This window comes from Afifella pfennigii DSM 17143 (genome assembly GCF_000688515.1).
GTDB classification, from domain to species: Bacteria; Pseudomonadota; Alphaproteobacteria; order Rhizobiales; family Afifellaceae; genus Afifella; species Afifella pfennigii.
Genome location: NZ_JHZK01000034.1, coordinates 21,474 through 28,970, shown reverse-complemented (window position 1 = coordinate 28,970; position 7,497 = coordinate 21,474). Strand labels below are relative to the sequence as shown.

Here is a 7,497-nt window from a genome sequence, read left to right as displayed (position 1 = left end):
CAGGCTCAAGCCACCGAATCCTGCAAAACCGAAACCTTGCGAGAGACCGAAATCCGTCGACTATCAGCCGCTTATGCGTTCTTCACAGTCAACGCGTCAGTGCACGCTGAGCGGCTCCAGGTCGTTCTCGCGGGCGTTGGCGAGCGCCGCCGCCCTGGAATCGGTCAACAGGATCGGCGTGCCGTCGGCGTTCAGAAGCGCCCACAGCTCCAGGCCCGGCGCCAGCGCCGGGGCCGAGGGAAACAGGTTCGGCACGTCGTCGGACCTCACCGGCCGCACATAAGCGATCTCGCCGCCTCCCAGCTGGGCAAGCGTGCCGGAGGGGATTTTCCTCTCCACGCAATTGGTCATCGTTCACTCCTCTCAACCGCGAGCCCGAAGACCCGCGACGGCCCTTCGTTGGAAGCGGCCTTCCTTGATGCCCGACCCCTAGTGGCAGCCGGCGCTTTCGGCCCTGCATATGGGGGCTTGGAGCGGCCGCTACAAGCAATCGCGTCGCGCCCGTCAAGCTCGGCCCGGCCCGGGCGCGAAGCCGCCAGGGCGTTGAAATTTCGGGATTGTTAAGGAAGTTCGGGCCTCATTAGGCGAGCGCGGTCGCAGCGGCATCCATCACCTGAGAGCTGGTGCGGCCCTTTGGCAACACCGAGCTCTCGCAGCTCTTTCCACGACTGTTGCCCCTGTCGGCGATCGGGTAGTTTAACGGGCGCCATGCGCCAATTGTGTCTGGAGTAGATCGCACCGTGCAGGGGATGGAAAGGCAGGAACCTCTTCCGTCGCGCGCGGCGGGCAGACCCTGCCCGCGGCGACCGCGCCACCTGGCGCGCCCTCTCCTGTTGAGCCTGCTGCTGGCCGGCTTCTTCCTGACGCAGTCCGCCAACGCATTCTCCCTCTTCGGCTACCATCTCTGGGGCGAGAAGGAGGAGGTGGAAGACACCATCATCGAGCCGCAGACTTACCAAATCGATCTCGTCGTGCGAGGCGAGGAAGACGATGTCGTGGATGCGGTGGAAGGCGCCTCCAAGCTCTATCGCGACCGTGACACGCCGGCCTCCGGCACGGCCGGGCTGATGGCGCGGGCCAGAGGCGATTATGCGCGTATCCTGACCGCGCTCTACGGCCAGGGGCGCTATGGCGGGGTGATCACCATCGACATCGCCGGGCGTCCGCTCAAGGCCTACAACGCCAGCGATTCGCTGCCGCCCGACGTCCCCGTGACGCTTACCGTCGATCCGGGGCCCGTCTACAGTTTCGCCGAGATCCGCATCCTCGGGCGGCCCGACTACGATACGCGCGAGACGCGGCGGCTGGAGAGGCCGGAGGATCTCGGCCTGGTGCGCGGACAGCCGGCGCGCTCGGGCATCATCCTGAAGACCGAAACCAGCCTCATCGCCGCCTGGCGCGAATTCGGCTATCCGAAGACCGCGGTTCAGCGCGAGATCGTCGCCGATCACGCCAGCCGCACCGTCGACGTGACGCTCAACGTCGATACCGGGCCCTATGCGCGCTTCGGCCCGGTCACCGTGGACGGCACGGAACGGATGGATCCCGGCTATGTCGGCTATATGACCGGCGTGCCGCTGGGCCAGGAATACGACCCTGATGTTCTGAAGCGGGCGCGCGAGAGGCTGCGCCGGCTGGAGGTCTTCCGCTCGGTGACCGTCAGGGAGGCGGAGGCGGTCGGTGCCGACGGGCTCCTGCCGATCGGCGTCGACGTGGCGGAGCGCAAACGCCGGGTCATCGGCGCGGAGGCCAAGTATTCCACCATCGACGGAGCCGAGCTCGGCGCCTATTGGGTGCATCGCAATCTTTTCGGCCATGCGGAGAGGCTGCGCCTGGAAGGCCGGGTGGCCGGCATCAATTCCATCGATTACGAGGATTTCGACTATCTCTTCGCCACGACCTTCACGCGGCCGGGCGTCTTCACGCCCGATACCGACCTGTCGGCGCGGGCGCAGGCCAAGCGCGAATTCGTCGATACCTACGAGGAGAAGAGCATCTCCGGCCGGGTCGGCCTGACGCATCGCTTCAGCGAGGAGCTCAGCGTTTCGAGCGCGGTGTTGGTGGAGCGCTCGCGCATCGACGACGCCCTCGGCACCAACAATTACCTCCTCGCTGCGCTGCCGAGCAATCTCGACTACGACAATCGCGACGACAAGCTGGACCCGCATGAGGGCATCCATGCCTTGCTGGAAGCCGAGCCCTTCCACGATTTCTACGCCGACAATTCGGCATTCAGGGCGCGTGCCGGGCTTGCCACCTATTACGCCTTCGACCGGCAGGGGCGCATCGTCATCGCCGCACGGGCGGCCGCCGGCTCGGTCCTCGGACCGTCGCTGGCGGCGATCCCGGCGAGCCGGCGCTTCCTCGCCGGCGGCGGCGGCTCGATACGCGGCTACGGCTACGAGACCGTCGGCGTTAATCTGCCCAATGGCGAGACGACCGCCGGCAAGTCGCTCCTGGAGGGCTCGCTGGAGCTGCGCGCCAAGGTGACCGACAATATCGGTATCGTGCCCTTCATCGATGTCGGCACGGTCGGCGCGGAGACGATCCCCGATTTCTCCGAAGACCTGAAGATCGGGGCCGGCGTCGGGCTGCGCTACTACACCTCGCTCGGCCCGATCCGGGTCGATGTCGCCATGCCGTTCGATCCGGGACCCGACGATCCCGACTATGCTTTCTATGTCGGAATAGGGCAGGCCTTCTGATGCGGCGCCGTCACCTCTTCCTCATCGTCCCCGGTCTCGCCCTCGGCCTTGCCGCGGCCGGCCTCACCCTGCCGATCGCCAAGGCGCAGGAGGAGGCCGACAAATCCTGGCTGCAGAACTTCCTGCAAAGCCGTCTTTCCGCTCCCGGCCGGCAGGTGTCGATCGGCCAGATCGACGGGCTTTTGTCCTCCAGCCCCTCCATCGCCTCTTTGACGGTCTCCGACGAGCAGGGGCCGTGGCTGTCGCTGCAGAACCTCTCCGTCACCTGGAGCCGGGCGGCACTGTTGCGCGGACGGCTTAATATCGACAGCCTCGGCGTGGCCTCCATGCAGGTAACGCGCCGGCCCGTGCCCGCCCCGGAAACGGCCGACGCGCCGGCCGAGGACGGTGGAGGCGGCGGCTTCTCGCTGCCCATCGACGTCACCGTGGACCAGGTGGAGATCGCGCAGATTCAACTGGCCGAGCCGGTGATTGGCCAGGCCGCCGAGCTCGCGCTCGCCGGCTCCGTGCGGCTGACATCGGCCGAGACGGCGGCCTCGCTGGACGTGCAACGGCGGGACCAGCCGGGCGAGATCACCGCCGAGTTCCGCCTCGCTCCGGGAGAGAACGTCCTGACGCTGGATGCGCGCCTCAGCGAGCCGGCAGGCGGGCTGGTGGCGACGGCGGCGGGCATTCCCGGGGCGCCGCCGATCGATTTCTCCATCGATGGCAGCGGCCCGTTGAGCGATTTTTCCGCCGAGATCGCCCTGGCGAGCGGGCAGGATGCGCGCATCGCCGGCACCGCTGAGGTTATCCGGGCCGACGAGGCCTATCGCATCACCGCCGATCTCGCCGGCTCGCTCGCCGGCCTCGCCCCCGGCGACAGCGCCGCCCTCCTGTCCGGGCAAAGCCGGCTGGCGCTCGACGTCACGCGGCGCGACGACGGCTCCCTCACGATCGCGCGGGCCGAGCTTGAGAGCGAGCGGGCCCAGCTTGCCGCCAGCGGCGAGATCGCCGCCGATTTCTTTCCCGAGCGCGGCGAGGTCTCGCTCAGCCTCAACGAGGGCGGCGCGGCGCCCATCGCATTACCAGGCTTTGGCGGCGAGGCCGCCATCGGCAGCCTTTCCCTCAGCGCCCGCCTCGGCGAGGGCGAGGGCGCAGGCGAGGCGCAATCCTGGCAGGCGGAACTGCGGGCGCAGGGCCTTCGCCACCCGCTCGGCGATGTGCAGAGCCTTGCCGCCAGCGGCAACGGCTCGGCCGCCTCGCTCACGGAGCCGGCCGCACGCCGGCTCACCTTCACCGCCTCGGCGGAGGCTTTGGGGCTTGCGCCGAGCGATGCCGATCTTGCCCGCGCCCTCGGCCAGAGCCTGTCGGCGAGCGCCTCCGGTGCCTGGCAGGCCGGCAATCCGGTGCGCATCGAGGAAAGCCGCGTGACGGGCGAAGAAACGCAGCTTGCCTATTCCGGCGCCGCCTCGGCCCGCTCGCTGCTCGGCCGGCTGGAGGCGAGCATCGGCTCGCTCTCGCGCTTCTCCGGGCTCGCCGGCCGCGAGCTTGGCGGCGCCGTGGAACTGACGGCGGAAGGCAGCGTCGATCTTGAGGCGGCCGGCTTCGACCTCACCATCGATGCTGAAGGCACCGACATCGCCAGCGGGACGGCGCAGCTCGATGCGCTTCTGGAAGGCGACACGCAGGTACGCGGCGGCATCGCCCGCGACGGCGAGGGCGGGCTGACCTTCCGCGATCTGACGGTCAATTCGCAGGCGCTGCAGGCGAGCGCCGACGGCGCCTATTCCGCCAACGCGGTCGATCTTGCCGTGCGCGCCACAATCGACGAGCTTTCGCGCGCCACCGCGCGCGCCAGCGGCTCCGTCACGGCGGAAGCCGACCTTTCCGGCACGCCCGAGGCGCCGCAGATCGAGGCTCTCGTCACCGGCGAGCGGCTGGTCTTGATGGGCAGGCAACTGACCGGCGCAGAGGCGCGCTTTGAAGGCACCATCGCCGGGGACGTCGCCGGCGCCTTCTCGCTCACCGGCAATCTCGGGGGCGTGCCGATCGAGGGTTCAGGACGCCTGGCGCCCGGCGAAGACGGCGCGCGGCGGCTGGAAGCCCTTTCCGTCACCGCCGGCGCCGCGGAGCTTTCCGGCGCGCTCGCCATTTTGCAGAGCGGCCTTCTCGACGGCGATCTGACGCTGCGAGCGCCGAACATCGCCGAAATCGCGCCGCTCTTCCTGACCGAGGCGGAGGGCGCCATCGATCTTGCCGTGGCGCTTTCGGCGGCGGGCGGCGAGCAGGCGGCGCAGGTGCAAGGCACCATCGAGGCGCTCAAGGTGGAACAGGCGCGTATCGAAGCCGGCCGCATCGACCTTGCCGGCTCCGACCTCTTCGGAACGCCGGCGCTCCAAGGCTCTTTCGGCTTTCGCGGCGTTGCGGCCGCCGGCTTCGACATCAACAGCGTGGAAGGCACCGCGGAGCGCAGCGGCGAGGCGACGCGCTTCACCGTCGCCGCCGACATGGCCGAAGGCGATGCCCGCCTTATCGGTGCCCTGGCGCCGGTTGCCGGCGGCCTTGCGGTGGAGCTTGAGGAGCTTGCCTTTTCGCATCAGGGCGTTGCGGCACAGCTGGCGGCGCCGACGACGATCCGCATCGCCGATGGCGGCGCGAGCTTTGAGGATCTGCGCCTCAATGCCGGCGGCGGCAGCCTCGTCCTCGACGGCAGCGCGGGCGAGGCGCTCGACCTGCAACTGGTCCTCGATAGCGTCAATGCGGCCGTCGCCAATGCCTTCGCCCCGAGCCTCGATCTTGCCGGCAGCATCTCCGGCGAGGTTTCCGTCGCCGGCACCTCCGCCGCGCCAGAGCCGGTCTTCGACCTGCGCTGGCAGGATGCCAGCGCCGGCGCCCTCAGGCAGGCCAATGCAGGTCCTTTCGATATCGCCGCCAAAGGCGACTATGCCAACGGCCTCGTGGAGCTCGACGCCAGCATCACCGGCGGGCGCGGCGAGAGGGTCGAGGCGCGCGGCACCGTGCCGGTTTCCGGCAGCGGCAACCTCAATGTCACCGCCGACATCGTCGCCTTGCCGGCGGCGGCGATCAACGCCATCCGCCCCGATCTCGGCGCCGAGGGTACCGTCACCGGGCGGGCGGAGGCTTCCGGCTCGCTGGCGGCGCCCCGCGCCAGCTTCGAATTGCGCTGGCAGAACGCCTCGCTGGCGGCGACCCGCAATGCCGGTCTCAGCGCGCTCAATGTCGTCGCCGCCGGCCGCTACGACGACGGGTCGGTGCGCCTGGAGCGCGGCTCAATCGGCAATGGCGCGCTGGAGCTCTCCGTCACCGGCACGGCGCGGGTGACCGGCACGCAGAGCCTTGATCTGGCCATCACCGGCACGGCCCCGCTGGCGCTCGCCAATGTGCAGCTCGCCGATCGCGGCACGGCGCTTTCCGGCACCGCCCGGATCGACCTTTCGGTGGGCGGCAGCGTGTCGAGCCCGCAGATTTCCGGTACCGTCACGACCTCAGATGGCGGGCTCGCCGATCCCGATACCGGAATCATCCTGCGCAACATCGCGCTCACCGCGCGTTTCACCGGCGAGCGGATGAGCCTGGAGAGGCTGAACGCCAACTTCGCGCCCTCGGGCAGCCTCACCGGCTCCGGCTCGATAGGCCTTTCCGGCGCGATGCCGATCGATTTGACGCTGAACGTGGTGGAGGGGCGCTACGCCGACGGCGATCTCGTCAATGCGCGCTTCGACGCCGATCTGGCCATCACCGGTTCCATCTCGGCCGGTCCCACCATCGGCGGCACGGTGCGCATCAACCGGGCCGATATCACCGTGCCGGAGACCTTGCCGGGCGGCGCCTTGACGCTCGACGTGGAGCACGTCCATGCCAGCGGCGCCATCTTGCGAACGCTGCGCCAGGCCAAGCCGCGCAGCCGGCCCGAGGAATCCTCCGGCGGGGATATCAACCTCGATCTCGTCATCGACGCACCGGCGCGCATCTTCGTGCGCGGCCGCGGCCTCGATGCGGAGCTCGGCGGGCGCCTGCGGCTCTCCGGGCCGTCCTCCAACGTCGTCGCCTCCGGCGGCTTTCAGCTCATTCGCGGGCGTCTCGACATCCTGACGCAACGCATCACCATCGACAGGGGCGAGCTCAACTTCGTCGGCGATCTCGATCCCTATCTCGATTTCTCCGCTTCCACCCAAAGCGGCGAGACGACGGTGACGATCACCATCTCCGGGCAGGCCTCCGATCCGGCGGTGGAGTTCTCTTCCGTGCCGCAGCTGCCGCAGGACGAGGTGTTGGCGCAGCTTCTCTTCGGGCGCTCCATCGCCGATCTGTCGCCCCTGCAGGTGGCGCGGCTGGCCGCGGCGGCGGCTGAGCTCGGCGGGCTTACCGAAGGACCGGGGATCTTCGGACGTCTGCGCGCGGCCACCGGTCTCGACGACCTCGACATCATCACCGACGAGGAAGGCAATACCGCCGTGCAGGCGGGCCGCTACATCAACGACAATATCTATCTCGGCGTGCAAAGCGGCACCGCGGAGGAATCGAGCCGCGTCACCATCGACCTCGACATCACCAAGGGCGTCAAAGCGCGCGGCGAGGTCGGCGCGGAGGGCGATTCCAGTCTCGGCATCGTGGTGGAGCGCGAATACTGAGACATTCGCGAGCCGGGCGAGAGGGCGAAGCCCATCCCGATCTCTCCACGAGAATGGGTATGACATTCTCCAATTTTCGATTCGACAGCGTACTCGTTTCTTACATCGGGTGAAGAATCCGGTTTTGATGGAATGAGATTTCATTCCATGAGGCTGAC

3 protein-coding genes are annotated in these 7,497 nt (G+C 68.6%); 2 read left to right on the top strand and 1 reads right to left on the bottom strand.

Annotation, left to right across the window (positions count from 1 at the left end; genetic code table 11):
• Positions 1 to 96: 96 nt before the first annotated feature.
• Positions 97 to 351: a BQ00720 family protein gene (locus tag Q331_RS0117285; protein ID WP_034492908.1), complete on the bottom strand. Its 255-nt coding sequence runs from the start codon at positions 349 to 351 to the stop codon at positions 97 to 99.
• A gap of 482 nt (positions 352 to 833) precedes the next feature.
• On the opposite strand from Q331_RS0117285, the gene Q331_RS0117280 reads away from it, so the two are divergent.
• Both Q331_RS0117280 and Q331_RS0117275 read left to right on the top strand, forming a co-directional pair.
• Positions 834 to 2,705: an autotransporter assembly complex protein TamA gene (locus Q331_RS0117280; protein ID WP_026381702.1), complete on the top strand. Its 1,872-nt coding sequence runs from the start codon at positions 834 to 836 to the stop codon at positions 2,703 to 2,705.
• Entirely contained in the window at positions 2,705 to 7,339 is a 4,635-nt protein-coding gene (locus Q331_RS0117275) for a translocation/assembly module TamB domain-containing protein (RefSeq protein ID WP_026381701.1), read from the top strand. Before Q331_RS0117280 ends, Q331_RS0117275 begins: the two co-directional genes overlap by 1 nt.
• Positions 7,340 to 7,497 lie beyond the last annotated feature (158 nt).